The organism is Rossellomorea marisflavi, from assembly GCF_009806575.1.
Lineage (GTDB): Bacteria > Bacillota > Bacilli > Bacillales > Bacillaceae_B > Rossellomorea > Rossellomorea marisflavi_A.
This window is the reverse complement of record NZ_CP047095.1, coordinates 1-16700: the sequence shown is the minus strand read 5'-3', so window position 1 is coordinate 16700 and position 16700 is coordinate 1. Positions and strand designations below refer to the sequence as shown.

Below are 16700 nucleotides of genomic sequence, written 5' to 3'. Positions count from 1 at the left end.
TTGTGTATTGCAGGGGTATGAGAAGGCGCTCGTTTATTTATCAGATTCCATTGAGTTTGTACACAGACAAAGCGTCAAGTTCTGGATGTATGTGGAAATTAAGGAGAGATATTTTCACTCATTACGAATTTGAAAATATGATTGAAAGTTCACTTGTATATAAAGCCGTTCGCAAATAAAGGAAAGGGATCACAAATAGAGAAATGGCCAGTGATCCGTTTCGCAATTAAAAAGTCGATTTTCACAAATAAAATCAAAAATGTCGCAAGTAGATGGTTGAATTTCGCAGGTATTTTCGTGCCTGAAGGGGAACGATGGGTCCTTAAGTGCTCAAAATGGGAAAAAGATGTTGCGAGGAATGTCGAATGGTGTCAGGGACATAAGTGAATACTTTATCTGGATAAACATCACTGATAAAAGCATTCTATCCGCAGGTATCACGCCCCCTTCGCAAGAAATGAAAAAAAGTCGCAAATAAGCGCGACTCCCCCCTTAGCCTCATCTCCAGACAACGCCTCTGTCCATCCCACTTGGCTGATCATATACTCCCACAGGTCATTAAAGCTCTAAAAGTCTGTCTCTTCGCCCTAGCTCACCGATATCATCCCATGCTCTAACCGTGATCTCGGCCTCCTAACCAAAAACAAAATCTTTCTACCCACCCCATTTCAAACGGCCAACATCACGACCCACACCACTCCCCGCCAACGAAAAAAACCAACAAAAAAAGCAACCCATCAAATGAGCTGCTTTTCTCTACATTGCCTGGCGACGTCCTACTCTCACAGGGGGAGATCCCCCAACTACCATCGGCGCTGAAGAGCTTAACTTCCGTGTTCGGCATGGGAACGGGTGTGACCTCTTCGCCAATGTCACCAGACAGGTATTCAGTTGAAAGAATTGTTCTTTCAAAACTAGATAAAGGGTTGATAGTCAATCATTACCGGCGTATCGGCCAGTCTGGCAGGCGCAACGCGCCTGCATTACGTTTGGTTAAGTCCTCGATCGATTAGTATCAGTCAGCTCCATGTGTCGCCACACTTCCACCTCTGACCTATCTACCTGATCATCTTTCAGGGATCTTACTCACATAAAGTGATGGGAAATCTCATCTCGAGGGGGCTTCATGCTTAGATGCTTTCAGCACTTATCCCTTCCGCACATAGCTACCCAGCGATGCCTTTGGCAAGACAACTGGTACACCAGCGGTGCGTCCATCCCGGTCCTCTCGTACTAAGGACAGCTCCTCTCAAATTTCCTGCGCCCACGACGGATAGGGACCGAACTGTCTCACGACGTTCTGAACCCAGCTCGCGTACCGCTTTAATGGGCGAACAGCCCAACCCTTGGGACCGACTACAGCCCCAGGATGCGATGAGCCGACATCGAGGTGCCAAACCTCCCCGTCGATGTGGACTCTTGGGGGAGATAAGCCTGTTATCCCCGGGGTAGCTTTTATCCGTTGAGCGATGGCCCTTCCATGCGGAACCACCGGATCACTAAGCCCGACTTTCGTCCCTGCTCGACTTGTAGGTCTCGCAGTCAAGCTCCCTTGTGCCTTTACACTCTGCGAATGATTTCCAACCATTCTGAGGGAACCTTTGGGCGCCTCCGTTACTCTTTAGGAGGCGACCGCCCCAGTCAAACTGCCCACCTGACACTGTCTCCCACCCCGATAAGGGGCGCGGGTTAGAATGTCAACACAGCCAGGGTAGTATCCCACCGACGCCTCCACCGAAGCTAGCGCTCCGGCTTCCAAGGCTCCTACCTATCCTGTACAAGCTGTGCCAAAATTCAATATCAGGCTACAGTAAAGCTCCACGGGGTCTTTCCGTCCTGTCGCGGGTAACCTGCATCTTCACAGGTACTATAATTTCACCGAGTCTCTCGTTGAGACAGTGCCCAGATCGTTACGCCTTTCGTGCGGGTCGGAACTTACCCGACAAGGAATTTCGCTACCTTAGGACCGTTATAGTTACGGCCGCCGTTTACTGGGGCTTCGATTCGCACCTTCGCTTGCGCTAAGCACTCCTCTTAACCTTCCAGCACCGGGCAGGCGTCAGCCCCTATACTTCGCCTTACGGCTTCGCAGAGACCTGTGTTTTTGCTAAACAGTCGCCTGGGCCTATTCACTGCGGCTCTCTCGGGCTTGCACCCTACCAGAGCACCCCTTCTCCCGAAGTTACGGGGTCATTTTGCCGAGTTCCTTAACGAGAGTTCTCTCGCTCACCTTAGGATTCTCTCCTCGCCTACCTGTGTCGGTTTGCGGTACGGGCACCATCTTCCTCGCTAGAGGCTTTTCTTGGCAGTGTGGAATCAGGAACTTCGCTACTATAATTCGCTCGCTATCACAGCTCAGCCTTCACGATGATGGGATTTGCCTCATCATCAGCCTAACTGCTTAGACGCACATATCCAGCAGTGCGCTTACCCTATCCTCCTGCGTCCCCCCATTGCTCAAATGGAAGAAAGGTGGTACAGGAATATCAACCTGTTGTCCATCGTCTACGCCTATCGGCCTCGACTTAGGTCCCGACTAACCCTGAGCGGACGAGCCTTCCTCAGGAAACCTTAGGCATTCGGTGGATGGGATTCTCACCCATCTTTCGCTACTCATACCGGCATTCTCACTTCTAAGCACTCCACCAGTCCTTACGGTCTAGCTTCGCAGTCCTTAGAACGCTCTCCTACCACTGACACCAAACGGTGTCAATCCACAGCTTCGGTGATACGTTTAGCCCCGGTACATTTTCGGCGCAGAGTCACTCGACCAGTGAGCTATTACGCACTCTTTAAATGGTGGCTGCTTCTAAGCCAACATCCTGGTTGTCTAAGCAACTCCACATCCTTTTCCACTTAACGTATACTTTGGGACCTTAGCTGGTGGTCTGGGCTGTTTCCCTTTCGACTACGGATCTTATCACTCGCAGTCTGACTCCCATGGATAAGTCTTTGGCATTCGGAGTTTGTCTGAATTCGGTAACCCGATGAGGGCCCCTAGTCCAAACAGTGCTCTACCTCCAAGACTCTTACAACATGAGGCTAGCCCTAAAGCTATTTCGGAGAGAACCAGCTATCTCCAGGTTCGATTGGAATTTCTCCGCTACCCACACCTCATCCCCGCACTTTTCAACGTGCGTGGGTTCGGACCTCCATCCAGTGTTACCTGGACTTCATCCTGGACATGGGTAGATCACCTGGTTTCGGGTCTACGACCACATACTCATTCGCCCTATTCAGACTCGCTTTCGCTGCGGCTCCGTCTTCTCGACTTAACCTTGCATGGGATCGTAACTCGCCGGTTCATTCTACAAAAGGCACGCCATCACCCGTTAACGGGCTCTGACTACTTGTAGGCACACGGTTTCAGGTTCTATTTCACTCCCCTTCCGGGGTGCTTTTCACCTTTCCCTCACGGTACTGGTTCACTATCGGTCACTAGGGAGTATTTAGCCTTGGGAGATGGTCCTCCCAGCTTCCGACGGGATTTCACGTGTCCCGCCGTACTCAGGATCCACTCAAGAGGGAACGAAGTTTCGACTACAGGGTTGTTACCTTCTTTGACGAGCCTTTCCAGACTTCTTCGTCTACCCCGTTCCTTTGTAACTCCGTATAGAGTGTCCTACAACCCCAAGAGGCAAGCCTCTTGGTTTGGGCTAATCCCGTTTCGCTCGCCGCTACTCAGGGAATCGCATTTGCTTTCTCTTCCTCCAGGTACTTAGATGTTTCAGTTCCCTGGGTCTGCCTTCCAAGCTCTATGTATTCAAGCAAGGATACTGTTCCATTACGAACAGTGGGTTCCCCCATTCGGAAATCTTCGGATCAGCTCACTTACAGCTCCCCGAAGCATATCGGTGTTAGTCCCGTCCTTCATCGGCTCCTAGTGCCAAGGCATCCACCGTGCGCCCTTATTAACTTAACCGAATTGGTTAAAAACCTAAAATGGCGATACTCGGTAATTTCTTGACTATCAATAAAACTTTATCTAGTTTTCAAAGAACAATGTTCACTCTTTCACAGATGGAAAGAATGTTGGTGGAGCCTAGCGGGATCGAACCGCTGACCTCCTGCGTGCAAAGCAGGCGCTCTCCCAGCTGAGCTAAGGCCCCGTATGATATGAGATTGGAAATGGTGGGCCTAAGTGGACTCGAACCACCGACCTCACGCTTATCAGGCGTGCGCTCTAACCAGCTGAGCTATAGGCCCCCAACTCTTAATGATGAGTTAAACCATCAAAACTGAACAAAACTTCGACGTCGTCAAACGTTTTAGTAAATCTTCCTTAGAAAGGAGGTGATCCAGCCGCACCTTCCGATACGGCTACCTTGTTACGACTTCACCCCAATCATCTGTCCCACCTTAGGCGGCTGGCTCCAAAAGGTTACCTCACCGACTTCGGGTGTTACAAACTCTCGTGGTGTGACGGGCGGTGTGTACAAGGCCCGGGAACGTATTCACCGCGGCATGCTGATCCGCGATTACTAGCGATTCCAGCTTCATGTAGGCGAGTTGCAGCCTACAATCCGAACTGAGAACGGTTTTATGGGATTGGCTAAACCTCGCGGTCTTGCAGCCCTTTGTACCGTCCATTGTAGCACGTGTGTAGCCCAGGTCATAAGGGGCATGATGATTTGACGTCATCCCCACCTTCCTCCGGTTTGTCACCGGCAGTCATCTTAGAGTGCCCAACTGAATGCTGGCAACTAAGATCAAGGGTTGCGCTCGTTGCGGGACTTAACCCAACATCTCACGACACGAGCTGACGACAACCATGCACCACCTGTCACTCTGTCCCCCGAAGGGGAAAGCCCTATCTCTAGGGTTGTCAGAGGATGTCAAGACCTGGTAAGGTTCTTCGCGTTGCTTCGAATTAAACCACATGCTCCACCGCTTGTGCGGGCCCCCGTCAATTCCTTTGAGTTTCAGTCTTGCGACCGTACTCCCCAGGCGGAGTGCTTAATGCGTTAGCTGCAGCACTAAAGGGCGGAAACCCTCTAACACTTAGCACTCATCGTTTACGGCGTGGACTACCAGGGTATCTAATCCTGTTTGCTCCCCACGCTTTCGCGCCTCAGTGTCAGTTACAGACCAGAAAGTCGCCTTCGCCACTGGTGTTCCTCCAAATATCTACGCATTTCACCGCTACACTTGGAATTCCACTTTCCTCTTCTGCACTCAAGTTCCCCAGTTTCCAATGACCCTCCACGGTTGAGCCGTGGGCTTTCACATCAGACTTAAGAAACCACCTGCGCGCGCTTTACGCCCAATAATTCCGGACAACGCTTGCCACCTACGTATTACCGCGGCTGCTGGCACGTAGTTAGCCGTGGCTTTCTGGTTAGGTACCGTCAAGGTACCGCCCTATTCGAACGGTACTTGTTCTTCCCTAACAACAGAGTTTTACGATCCGAAAACCTTCTTCACTCACGCGGCGTTGCTCCGTCAGACTTTCGTCCATTGCGGAAGATTCCCTACTGCTGCCTCCCGTAGGAGTCTGGGCCGTGTCTCAGTCCCAGTGTGGCCGATCACCCTCTCAGGTCGGCTACGCATCGTCGCCTTGGTGAGCCGTTACCTCACCAACTAGCTAATGCGCCGCGGGTCCATCTGTAAGTGATAGCCGAAGCCACCTTTCAACCTTCCCCCATGCGGGGGTAGGTGTTATCCGGTATTAGCCCCGGTTTCCCGGAGTTATCCCAGTCTTACAGGCAGGTTACCCACGTGTTACTCACCCGTCCGCCGCTGATCTCAGGGAGCAAGCTCCCATCGATCCGCTCGACTTGCATGTATTAGGCACGCCGCCAGCGTTCGTCCTGAGCCAGGATCAAACTCTCCATAAAAAGTTTGAATAGCTCTTTAAAATAAATCTAGAATTAACGTTGACGTGTTTGTCTTGTTTTGTTCAGTTTTCAAGGTTCAAATGTTCATTGCTTTTCTTGAAGCAACTTTTATATTATATCGTGTCTTTCGTTCTTCGTCAAGGGTTTTTGTTAATTGTTTTTGTGTTTCGTTTAAATAGCTAACTTCCCTTTCGGACAACAAATATTATTATATACAGGATCTAAGGAGAATGCAAGACTTATTTCAAAAACTTTTATCCGTTAGAAATCTATTCATTTAATTATGAAGTTTTCCCTTCTGTCCCTCTATTATAATGTCGTTCCGGTAAGCATCGGCCCGCTATCAGACTGGCAGTCCGGTAGCGGGCCTTCCCTCATGAGAGGACTTCTGCTATATGAACGTCCTGCTGCTTGGATAAATCGAAGAGTTCTTCTGTCCCATCCAATTTGATGATCGGTCTTGTCGGTGAGCTGGACTGTGTGAATACCACCTTCCCCTGGTGACCGGAAGTAAGTCGGACACCTGTCCCCGTACTCAATCCACTGATCAAGTCGAGGAGACCTGTGACGACCTGCGGAGGGAATTGACCAAAGTGGTCCTTCCTGATGATATCGAGTACTTTGAAGATCGGTTGTTTCGTTTTATAGAAACGATCAGAACTCATGGCGTGGAAGATATCTGCAATTCCGATGATTTGGGCATACAGATGTACGCGGTCTCCTTTTTCTCTGGAAGGATAACCAGTCCCGTCATACCGTTCATGATGCTGGAGGATGGCGAGTTTGGTTTCACTTTTCACCAGTGGGGAGTCTTTAATCATCTTATAACTGTAGACAGGGTGCATCTTCACTTCACTAAATTCTTTTTCCGTCAGTGGACGTTCCTTTTTTAGAATGATTGAACTGATCTTGGCCATTCCACAGTTTGATAGGGCTGCGCCCAAACCAAGCTGCGTGCTCTGGGTGTCGTCTATCCCCAACTTCTTTCCGATAAGCGTGCTGAGCAGGGCTGTGGCCATCGCATGATGGTAGAAGTAATCCGGCTTTGATTGTACTTGGATCACAGTGTGGATCAAAGTAGGGGATTCCTGGACCTCAGCCAATACAGATAGGAGAATTTCTCGTATTTTAGCAATATCGACGGCCATCCCGGATTGCCACTTCACGAATTCCTTCTTATAATCATCTACTGACTTCATGTACCGCGTAAGGAACGGCGAGATTTCCACCTTCTGCTCATCTCTTGCTTCATGATGGACGGGAGGGGATGCTTTCAGGAGGTCCCCCACACTCTCAATCGTTAACTCCTGGACATTAAATGCGCGCAATGCTCTTATGTGCTGGTCGGTCAAGACAGTGCCTTTCATGATCAGTGGAACAGAGGTCATTCCCATTATATCTTCTGACACCAGATGTCCAACCCTTGCATCCTGACGTTTGATTTTCACAGCTCTGACTCCCTCGGGATTATTTTTAGTTTATTTTACCAATAAAAAGGGGCGAGTGGGGAATTTTGTCGTTTCTTTCCACAAAAAAATGCCCCCGCTATACGGAGGCATTCTAGTCTTTCAGTTTATTCTTCAGAATCGTCACCCGGTTGTTCCTGAGGGTCGATGTCATCTGCCGTTTCGACTGGCGGGGTGGTTTCTTCGTCTTCCTTCTCCACCTTAGCCACGGTGGATACAAATTCACCATCTTGGAGACGGATCAATTTGACACCCTGAGTGTTACGGCCGGTTGTAGAAATATCATTGACGTCCATACGGATCATGACACCTTGAGCCGTTATGAGCATGAGGTCTTCTTCACCCGTCACGGCTTTCACCGCTACAAGTTCCCCGTTACGCTCTGTCACGTTCAATGTTTTCAATCCTTTACCGCCACGCGTCTGGATGCGGTACTCGCTTGCAGGTGTACGTTTACCGTATCCATTGACGGTAACAACCAGCACATCATTGGATTCTTCTAGGATTTCCATACCGACGACGTGATCATCGTCGCTCAGGTTGATCCCTTTGACACCGGTGGCCGTCCTTCCCATGGACCGGACATCGGTCTCTGGGAAACGGATAAGCAGACCATTCTTCGTACCGATGATCATATCCTTATCTCCATCAGTCAATCTGACTGAAATCAGTTCATCCTGTTCCCTCAGATTGATGGCGATAAGACCGTTCGTCCGGATATTGGCGAAGTCCGAAACCGGCGTACGCTTGGAAATCCCCTGCTTTGTCGTAAAGAACAGATACCAATCATCGACAAACTCTTCGATACGGATCATGGCATTAATCCACTCATCCTTCTCGATTCCGAGGAGGTTGATGATCGGCAGGCCTTTAGCCGTACGGCTGAACTCAGGAATCTCATATCCCTTCGCCTTATAGGCCTTCCCTTTATTCGTGAAGAAGAGGATCGTATCGTGGGTGGAAGTGGTCAAGAGATTCTCAACGAAATCCTCCCCGTTTGTACCCATCCCTTGAATACCTCGTCCTCCACGCTTTTGGCTACGGTATGTTGATACCGGAAGGCGCTTGATGTATCCGTTATGAGTAAGGGATACCACGATATTTTCACGAGGGATCAAATCCTCATCTTCGATATTTTCGATTCCGCCGGCTACGATTTCAGAACGGCGGCTGTCGTTGAAGCGTTCTTTGATCTCAAGAAGCTCTTCACGGATGATTTCGAGTACCTTTTCATCATCTGCGAGGATTGCTTTCAACTCATTGATGAGTTTCACAAGCTCTTGGTACTCATCTTCGATCTTCTCCCTTTCCAGACCGGTCAAACGCTGTAGACGCATGTCCAGGATCGCTTGAGCCTGCTTATCAGATAAAGAGAAGTTCTCCATGAGTCCTTCTTTGGCGATCTCTGTCGTTTGTGAACCACGGATCAGGGCAATGATTTCATCGATGTGATCAAGGGCAATACGCAATCCTTCAAGGATGTGGGCACGGGCTTCTGCTTTCCGAAGCTCGAATTCCGTCCTGCGTCGGATCACGATGCGCTGGTGATCAAGGTAATGCTCGAGGCACTGCTTGAGGTTCAAGACTTTAGGCTGTCCTCCAACAAGAGCAAGGAGGTTGATCCCGAAGCTCGTTTGCAGGGCGGTCTGTTTGTATAGATTATTCAGAAGGACGTTGGCGTTGGCATCCTTACGAACCTCTATGACAATCCTCATCCCGTTACGGTCGGATTCATCGCGAAGATCGGTGATCCCTTCAATCCGCTTATCGCGAACAAGCTCCGCAATCTTTTCGATGAGGCGCGCCTTATTGACCTGATAAGGGATTTCGTGGACGATGATCGTTTCTTTCCCATTGCTCTTTTCTTCGATTTCCACACGGGCCCTCATGGTGACGGAGCCTTTACCCGTTTCATATGCACGGCGGATTCCGCTCCGGCCGACAATCAGTCCGGCGGTAGGGAAGTCAGGTCCGTGAACGTGCTCCATGAGCTCAGGAATCGTGATGTCTCCATCACGGCTGATGGCCAGGATCGCGTCAATTACTTCTCCGAGGTTATGAGGAGGGATATTGGTGGCCATCCCGACGGCAATCCCCGAAGAACCATTCACGAGCAGGTTCGGGAAGCGGGCAGGAAGAACTTCCGGCTCACGCTCGGTACCATCATAGTTGTCTTTATAATCAATTGTGTCCTTATTGATGTCGCGGATCAGTTCCATCGAGATCTTGGACATACGGGCTTCTGTGTAACGCATGGCCGCCGCAGCGTCCCCGTCCACCGAACCGAAGTTCCCGTGGCCATCCACGAGCATGTAGCGATAGTTGAAATCCTGCGCCATACGCACCATCGTATCGTAAACGGCCGAGTCACCATGCGGGTGATACTTACCGATGACTTCCCCAACGATACGGGCTGATTTCTTATAGGCTTTATCCGCGGTCATACCGAGGTCATTCATCGCATAGAGGATCCTGCGGTGAACCGGCTTCAGGCCGTCCCGGACATCAGGTAGGGCACGGGAGACGATAACGCTCATGGCATAATCCAGGAACGATGAGCGCATCTCATTACTAATATTAATCTCTTGAACATTAGACTGTGGTGTTTCTGCCATAGTTAAAGGGACCTCCTTTTGAAGAAAGATGGATTCTTTCTCATTTTTCCTTGTCCACTATGTAAAAGACAGGATAGAGTTTCAGTCTATCCTGATCATTTAAGGGAATTTTCGTTTAGGCTTTGGGGCTCTGGGTGTGGGGCCATCGGCAAATTCAGCCGGCCCGTCTTACGCTTGTCGCCCCAGGCGAAGCCCGTCCGCTTTTCTTTTTGTCCAGCTACCGGGCTTTGGGGCTCGAGGTCGTAAGCCGTGTCGGCCATAAAGGCATAGAACGCCTTTTCGTCCGACCCGTCTTACGCTTGTCGCCCCAGGCGAAGCCCGTCCGCTTTTCTTTAAATATCCAGGTTTTTGACGTAGGCGGCGTTTTCTTCGATGAAGTTCCGGCGCGGTTCTACTTTGTCACCCATGAGGATCTCGAACGTTTCGTCTGCCTCGATGGCGTCCTGAAGGCTGACTTGGAGAAGCGTACGTGATTCCGGATCCATGGTTGTTTCCCAAAGCTGCTCCGGATTCATCTCACCAAGACCTTTGTAACGCTGGATGCCCGGTTTCGGTGTCGGGGAGATTTCCCCGAGGATCCTGTCGAGTTCTTTATCATTGTAAGCGTACTGGATCCTCTTGCCCTGCTGGATCTTATACAATGGCGGCTGTGCGATGTAGATGTAACCCGCTTCGATGATCTGCCTCATATAACGATAGAAGAATGTCAGAAGCAGCGTCCGGATATGGGCACCGTCGACATCGGCATCGGTCATGATGACGACTTTATGATAGCGTGCCTTCGATAGATCGAAGTCTTCACCGATCCCTGTTCCGAGCGCTGTGATGATGGCACGAATTTCATTGTTGGACAGGATCTTATCCAGGCGTGCTTTTTCGACGTTGATGATCTTACCACGCAGTGGAAGGATCGCCTGGAAGTGACGGTCACGCCCCTGTTTCGCAGATCCACCGGCGGAGTCACCCTCAACCACGTAGATTTCGCTGATACCAGGGTCCTTGGACGAACAGTCTGCCAGTTTACCAGGCAGGCTTGAAACTTCCAGTGCACTCTTACGGCGTGTGAGTTCACGGGCTTTTTTGGCAGCCATACGTGCACGTGCCGCCATGAGTCCTTTTTCCACGACCTTACGCGCGACGACCGGGTTCTCAAGGAGGAAGGTTTCAAGATGCTCAGAGAATAGAGTATCCGTGATTTGACGGGCTTCCGAGTTTCCGAGCTTCGTCTTGGTCTGGCCTTCGAACTGCGGATCCGGGTGCTTGATGGAGATGATCGCAGTGAGTCCTTCACGTACGTCTTCCCCTGAAAGATTGGCATCACTGTCTTTGAAGACGCTGTTCTTCCTGGCGTAATCATTGATGATCCGTGTCAGTGCCGTTTTGAAGCCTGATTCGTGGGTACCGCCTTCATGGGTATGGATGTTATTTGCAAACGAGTAAATGTTGCTTGCAAATCCATCATTGTATTGAATGGCGATCTCAACGGTGATGTCATCCCGCTCACCTTCAATGAAGATCGGCTCTTCGTGGATGACTTCCTTGGTCCTGTTCAAATGCTCCACGTAGGATTTGATCCCACCTTCGTAGTGGAAATCCTTGCGGCGGGGTTCCTCTCCGCGCTTATCTTCAATGCTGATCTGGATGCCCTTGTTCAGGAAGGCAAGCTCCCTGATCCGGTTCGCGAGGGTATCATAGTCATACTCCGTCGTTTCCGTGAAGATCTCGGGATCCGGTGTGAAGTGGATGATCGTACCGGTCTTATCCGTATCACCGATCACCTTCAAATCAAAGCTCGGAACACCCTTCTCGAATTTCTGATAGTGGATGTGTCCTTCCCGGTGCACATAGATTTCAAGCTCGGTGGACAGGGCGTTCACGACGGATGCCCCTACACCGTGAAGTCCGCCGGACACTTTGTATCCGCCGCCGCCGAATTTACCTCCGGCGTGAAGGACCGTCATGATGACTTCGACTGCTGGACGCCCCATTTTTTCGTGGATCCCGACTGGGATACCGCGTCCGTTATCCTTGACGGTAATGCTGTTGTCTTTCTCGATGATGACCTCGATGTGATCACAGTATCCTGCGAGTGCTTCATCAATACTGTTATCGACGATTTCCCACACGAGATGGTGCAAGCCTCGACCGCTTGTGGAACCGATATACATACCCGGTCTTTTTCTGACGGCCTCTAACCCTTCTAAAACCTGTATCTGATTTTCATCATAGGATTGACCTTGCTGTTGGTCCATAGCCATACTGATTCACCTACACTTTCTAACCTTCAGGGCTTTTGAATTCTATAGTAAGTTCTCATAACTTGAGTACTTCTTGGAGCGCTTCTTCAATGTGCTTGAAGCAAGCGGGGATAAATAAAGCTGATTGAACGTGATGACGAGAGATTTATATGAACCCTTTGCGAGATTGCAAAGGTCTTTATCTTTTTGTTTAAGCAGACGCTGTATTTCCTCTGAAAATTGAACGGTGTCACGATCGATAATGGCAATGATTTCATCCGTACGCACCATGACATCTTCTCCTACATGAATGTACAAGGTAACACCTCATTTCAATCTTTTCATCGTACCGGCTTCCACGTGGAATGTGGTTGCTTCATTCAGGGTCTGATGGTCGATCCCATCGACGTTCGTCGTGGTGACGAAGGTCTGAACCTTCCCTTGTATGGTATTGAGCAAGTGGGACTGTCGATAATCATCAAGTTCGGACAAAACGTCATCGAGAAGCAGGATCGGGTACTCCTTGATCTCTGAATGGATCAATTCAATTTCCGCAAGCTTCACCGACAGAGCCGTCGTCCTCTGTTGTCCCTGAGAACCGAACGTCTGGACATCTCGATCATTCACGATAAATTGAAGATCATCCCGATGAGGTCCCACCAGGGTCACCCCGCGGTCGATTTCACGTTCACGGATCTGATCGAATTTCCGTTCATATATCTCTACCATTTTCGACCATTCTTGATCATCTGATACCTCTAAAGACGGTTTATATAGGATTTGGAGGGTTTCAAGATTCCTTGATATGCCTGAATGAATCGGTTTGGCCCAACTTTCGAGCATACGAACAAACTCAAACCGCTTCTTTGTGATCTTCACAGCCATTTCGATAAACTGCTCAGTCAACACATCAAGCATCGTCTGATCCTTCTGCTTCCTTGTCTGCAATTGTTTCAGATAATGATTCCGCTGCTGTAAAATTTTCTGGTAAAGACTGATATCATGCAAATAAACAGGCGAAACCTGGCCTATTTCCATATCGATGAAACGGCGTCTCACCTGAGGACTCCCTTTTACGAGATGGAGATCTTCAGGGGCAAACATAACCACATTCATATTTCCGACGTACTGGCTCAGCTTCTGCTGCTCCAGATGGTTACATTTTGCCTTTTTGCCTTTCTTCGATAGCACAAGCTCTAAAGGTATCGGCCCATTATGTTTTTGTATCCTACCTTTTATTTTAGCATATTCCTCATCCCAACGGATTAAATCTTTGTCATTTGATGTACGGTGGGACTTGGCCATGGCCAAAACGTAGATGGACTCCATGATATTCGTTTTCCCCTGGGCATTTTCCCCGAGAATGACGTTCACTTTATTCTCGAACGTCACATCGATGGACTCGTAATTCCGGTAATTTTTCAGCTCTAATTGTTCAATGTACATGGACACGACATCCTTTATTATTCTCCGGTAACAACAAACGTCCCCACTTCTGGGATTTCAACGGTATCTCCCACCGCCAGTTTCCTGCCCCTGCGTTGATCCTGTTCACCATTCACATATACTTCATATTCACTCAGGAACCATTTCGCCATGCCGCCAGATTGAATGACTTCGGCAAGCTTGAGAAATTGTCCGAGTGTGATGATTTCCGTCTCGATCTTGATTGGTTGTGCCACTTCGAATCACTACTTTCCGTGTAAAGTCTCTAATAGTTTATTTTACTCTAAACCGGGACAAGTCACAACCAGCTGAAACATTGGGAGCTGGAGGGTTCGGAATAAAAAAGGCGTTAACTGTTTTAAGAAAGGAAAAAGCCAACGCCTTTAATCGGCATTGGCTTTTCGATCAGTACGTACGGACCGGCAGGATCAGCTGAAGGATGGAGTCGTCATGGAGCGGACGAAGGACGAACGGTCTCATGGCTCCTGTGAAATTCACATGGATTTCCGTTCCTTCGATGGCTTTCAGGGCGTCCATCATGTATTTGGCACTGAAGGAGATCTTGAGCTCTTCTCCCTCGATGGACTGACTTTGAACCTGCTCGATGACCTTCCCGATCTCAGGTGTGTTGGAAGAAATCTCGATCATACCGCCTTCAAGAGTCGAAAGCTTGACGACATTATTCCTTCCTTCCCTTGCAAGGAGGGACGCACGGTCGATGGCCTGCAAGAATTCTTTCGTATTGAGGGTGATTCCGGTTTTCGTATCCGTCGGGATCAGGCGCGTTGTATCCGGGTAGTTACCTTCCAGCAGCCTTGAGAAGAACAGCAGATGCTTCGCCTTGAACAGGACTTGATTCTCAGTGATGACAATCTCGACAGGCTCATCCGTATCATCAAGGATCTTATTCAGTTCGTTCAGGCTCTTACCAGGAATGACGATATTGTATGATGCATCATGATTCGTTTCAATCGGTGCTTTCCTCATGGCGAGCCTGTGGCTGTCTGTTGCAATACAGCTTAACGACCCGTCCTCAACCTGACAGTTTACACCTGTCAAGATCGGGCGTGTTTCTGAGGTGGACACTGCGAACACGGTCTGGCGGATCATTGTCTTCAGAAGGTCTGTCGACACTTTGATCCCGTTTCCTTCTTCAATCTGCGGAAGATGAGGATATTCTTCGGGGTCAAGACCATTCAAGTTGAACTCGGCCTGACCGGAACGGATCACCGTTTGGAAATGATTCAATACTTCCATCTCCACTGTATCCCTCGGAAGCTTCTTGACGATTTCACTGAAGAACTTCGCTTGAAGGACAATTCCCCCAGGCTGCATGATTTCCACAATCTCTTTTCCTTCTTCTTCATTCGGGATGAACGATTCGATCGAGATATCGGAGTCGCTTCCAGTCAGCGTAACACCATCTTCTGTCGCAATGATCTTGATCCCTGTCAAAATCGGAATCGTTGTTCTGGATGTGACGGCTTTCATGACATCTTGGACGCTTTGCACGAGTTTATCCCTCTGGATAACAAATTTCATGATCAATTTCCTCCCAATTGCACATAATTTTTTAGGACGCACATATAATAATAATTTATTTAAAAAAGTAGTAATAATAGTAATAGGGCCTGTTGATATGTGGATAAGTATGTGAATCGAACGGAAACACAGCCTATCCACATGTGGACAGACTGTGTGCTATCTGGTTCGGGTTATTCACATGGCCCACTTGGTCTGTGGGTGAAAAAATCAGTTTTTCAGCGTTTCACGAATATCTTTCAGCTGCTGTTGAAGCAACGCATCGGCCCCAAGGAGCGTACTGATCTTCTCGTGGGCGTGGATGACGGTCGTATGATCCCGTCCGCCGAACTCTTCCCCGATTTTCGGTAAAGAAGAGTCGGTCATTTCACGGGATAGGTACATGGCGATCTGCCGCGGGAACGCAATGGACTTCGTACGCTTCTTCGCTTTGAAGTCCTCAAGCTTCACATTGAAATGCTCCCCGACGACGCGCTGGATCTCCTGGATGGTGATCACGCGCGGCTTGGAGCTCGGGATGATATCTTTCAATGCTTCAGCGGCAAGGTCCGCGTTGATATCTTTATTGATGAGAGATGAATACGCCACGACACGAATCAAGGCTCCTTCAAGCTCCCGGATATTGGAATCAATCTGATTGGCAATGTACAGCATCGCTTCATTCGGGATATCAAGGCCTTCCGCCTTCGCCTTTTTGCGAAGGATCGCAATCCTGGTCTCAAGGTCAGGTGGCGTGATATCCGTGATCAGACCCCATTCGAAACGGGAGCGGAGTCTGTCTTCAAGCGTCGGGATCTCTTTTGGAGGCCGGTCGCTTGAGATGACGATCTGTTTGCTTTCTTCATGCAGCGTGTTGAATGTATGGAAGAACTCTTCCTGCGTTTGTTCTTTTCCTGCCAGGAATTGAATATCATCAATGAGAAGCACGTCGACATTTCGATATTTATTGCGGAAATCGACGGCTTTATTATCCCTGATGGAATTGATGAACTCATTCGTGAATTTCTCGGAAGATAAGTAGACAACCTTCGCAGAAGGATTATGTTCGAGTACGTAGTGACCGATGGCGTGCATCAAGTGGGTTTTTCCCAGTCCTACGCCCCCATAGATGAACAGCGGATTGTACGCTTTTGCCGGGGCTTCCGCTACAGCGAGTGAAGCGGCATGGGCAAAGCGGTTCCCTGATCCAATGACAAATGTGTCGAATGTGTATTTCGCATTGAGCATATTCTGGTTGAGATCCTGATGCTCATCATCCTTCGATGCCTTCTTTGGCGGAAGCGGTATATCGAATTCCTCGGGTTCTTGATTCTGAGGAATGATGAATTTGATCAGCAGCTCTTCACCGGTAATATCGTATAGTACACCTGAAATGAGCTGTGAGTAGCGTCCTTCAAGCCAATCCCGGGCAAATTCATTCGGTGCAGTGATAACAAGCGTATCGCCTTGGATCGAATGAGCCTTGGTCGATTTGAGCCATGTATCAAAACTGGGCTTGCTGATTTTCTTTTCGATGTTTTCTAAGGCTTTTGCCCATAAATCCCCGATATTCTCCAA

The 16700-nt window shown here is 49.2% G+C and carries 8 protein-coding genes, 2 tRNA genes and 3 rRNA genes; all 13 read right to left on the bottom strand.

What is annotated here, in order from left to right; all coding sequences use genetic code 11:
* Positions 1–763: 763 nt before the first annotated feature.
* A 5S ribosomal RNA gene (gene rrf / locus D5E69_RS00065) occupies positions 764–880 on the bottom strand.
* 109 nt (positions 881–989) lie between these two features.
* Positions 990–3922 (bottom strand): 23S ribosomal RNA (locus tag D5E69_RS00060).
* 111 nt (positions 3923–4033) lie between these two features.
* Positions 4034–4109 (bottom strand) — tRNA-Ala (locus D5E69_RS00055).
* Between the two features lie 20 nt (positions 4110–4129).
* Positions 4130–4206, bottom strand: a tRNA-Ile gene (locus D5E69_RS00050).
* A gap of 80 nt (positions 4207–4286) precedes the next feature.
* A 16S ribosomal RNA gene (locus D5E69_RS00045) occupies positions 4287–5837 on the bottom strand.
* Together the 16S, 23S and 5S rRNA genes with 2 tRNA genes alongside form the textbook arrangement of a ribosomal RNA operon.
* Before the next feature lie 374 nt (positions 5838–6211).
* Positions 6212–7285, bottom strand: a complete 1074-nt coding sequence (locus tag D5E69_RS00040) for an HD-GYP domain-containing protein (protein ID WP_048004563.1) — start codon at positions 7283–7285, stop codon at positions 6212–6214.
* 125 nt (positions 7286–7410) lie between these two features.
* On the bottom strand, positions 7411–9918 hold the full coding sequence (gene gyrA, locus D5E69_RS00035) for a DNA gyrase subunit A (RefSeq protein ID WP_048004564.1): 2508 nt from the start codon (positions 9916–9918) through the stop codon (positions 7411–7413).
* A gap of 332 nt (positions 9919–10250) precedes the next feature.
* The gene (gene gyrB / locus D5E69_RS00030; RefSeq protein ID WP_048004940.1) at positions 10251–12170 is read right to left on the bottom strand and encodes a DNA topoisomerase (ATP-hydrolyzing) subunit B; all 1920 of its coding nucleotides are present in this window, start codon (positions 12168–12170) and stop codon (positions 10251–10253) included.
* Between the two features lie 48 nt (positions 12171–12218).
* Positions 12219–12473 (bottom strand): extracellular matrix regulator RemB, encoded by a 255-nt coding sequence (gene remB / locus D5E69_RS00025; RefSeq protein WP_048004565.1) that lies wholly within the window; start codon positions 12471–12473, stop codon positions 12219–12221.
* Positions 12474–12482: 9 nt separating this feature from the next.
* On the bottom strand, positions 12483–13601 hold the full coding sequence (gene recF, locus D5E69_RS00020) for a DNA replication/repair protein RecF (protein ID WP_159129075.1): 1119 nt from the start codon (positions 13599–13601) through the stop codon (positions 12483–12485).
* A gap of 17 nt (positions 13602–13618) precedes the next feature.
* A complete protein-coding gene (gene yaaA, locus D5E69_RS00015) occupies positions 13619–13837 on the bottom strand; it encodes a S4 domain-containing protein YaaA (protein WP_048004567.1) in 219 nt (72 codons plus the stop codon).
* A 169-nt stretch (positions 13838–14006) separates the two neighbouring features.
* On the bottom strand, positions 14007–15143 hold the full coding sequence (dnaN, locus tag D5E69_RS00010) for a DNA polymerase III subunit beta (RefSeq protein WP_048004568.1): 1137 nt from the start codon (positions 15141–15143) through the stop codon (positions 14007–14009).
* Positions 15144–15353: 210 nt separating this feature from the next.
* Complete coding sequence (gene dnaA / locus D5E69_RS00005; protein ID WP_048004569.1) at positions 15354–16700, bottom strand: chromosomal replication initiator protein DnaA; 1347 nt, start codon at positions 16698–16700, stop codon at positions 15354–15356.

Coding starts and splice junctions, on each gene's coding strand:
- gyrA (WP_048004564.1), bottom strand. CDS start 9,918: ATGGCAGAAACACCACAGTCTAATGTTCAAGAGATTAATATTAGTAAT.
- gyrB (WP_048004940.1), bottom strand. CDS start 12,170: ATGGACCAACAGCAAGGTCAATCCTATGATGAAAATCAGATACAGGTT.
- recF (WP_159129075.1), bottom strand. CDS start 13,601: ATGTACATTGAACAATTAGAGCTGAAAAATTACCGGAATTACGAGTCC.
- dnaN (WP_048004568.1), bottom strand. CDS start 15,143: ATGAAATTTGTTATCCAGAGGGATAAACTCGTGCAAAGCGTCCAAGAT.